Origin of the sequence: Pseudomonas sp. HMWF006 (assembly GCF_003061205.1) — a bacterium.
GTDB lineage: Bacteria > Pseudomonadota > Gammaproteobacteria > Pseudomonadales > Pseudomonadaceae > Aquipseudomonas > Aquipseudomonas monsensis.
Genome location: NZ_QAIU01000644.1, coordinates 1 through 985, shown reverse-complemented (window position 1 = coordinate 985; position 985 = coordinate 1). Strand labels below are relative to the sequence as shown.

General features: G+C 63.0%; 1 protein-coding gene. It reads right to left on the bottom strand.

From position 1 onward, the window contains the following. A partial coding sequence (locus DBR24_RS34465; RefSeq protein WP_256591985.1) for an Hpt domain-containing protein occupies nt 1–985 on the bottom strand: 985 nt, incomplete at both ends.

Here is a 985-nt window from a genome sequence, read left to right as displayed (position 1 = left end):
AATGCTCAGGGTACGGCTGCCATCGCTGCGGATCAGGCCCATCGACGACGGGTCAAGGCTCTCGTCGAGCAACTCGTGCAGGGCGCGAATGCGCGCAGGCTGCGGCGTGACTTCCTGGCCGGCGGCCAGTTCGTCGAGCATGTTGATCAGCGCTTCGTGGGCGTTCTGCGCTTCTTCGAAAAACCGCTCGCTGACCGCCAGGCTGCTTTCTTCCACCGCGCCATAGAGGTCGAGCAAGGCTTCGCACAACACGTCCACCGGCAGCAGATCAGCCAGGTGCGCGCCTTCGCCAAGGGTGGTCAGTTCATCCAGCAAGGCACTGAGTTCCTGGCGCTCGCCGGGATGTTGTTGCCAGCGCTGCAAGAGGTTTTCGGCGTCGAGCAGGATGTCCATGCCCTGGGCGAGGAAGTTGTTGATCAATTGCGGATCGCGCTTGATCCGCAGGCTGGTGTTCGGCGTCTGGAGGATCGCTTCCAGACGCTCGCCGAGCAGCGTTTCAATGCGCTTGATCAACGACTGTGCACCGACGATCGGCGCCAGCGGATCGTGCTTGAGCTGGCGCAGACCGACGCGGAACAAACCTTCGGCCTCAAGCAGCAATTCCACTTCATCGAGATCGAGCGGCAACTGATGCGCCTTGAACTCGCGGGCCAGTTGATCCAGCGGCGCGGCCAGTTCGGCAATCGGCAACACCCCGGCCATCGACGCGCTGCCCTTGAGCGTATGCAAGGCGCGCTGCAGTTCATCGCTGGCCGGCAGCGGCACATGTTCGGCGGCCTGATCGAGGTAACGGTTGAGACTGGCCAGATGGGTTTCCGCCTCGTTGCGGAAGATCTCCAGCAACAGCGGATCAAGGGCCGCGACATCATTCACGTCTTCAGCGGCCAGCGGTTCGTCCCCCTTGGCCAGCGCATGGGCGCGGGCGGCGAGCTGATCGACGTCGCTGCGTTGACGCTGCCGGTGAGTGGCGAATTCACTGATCAGT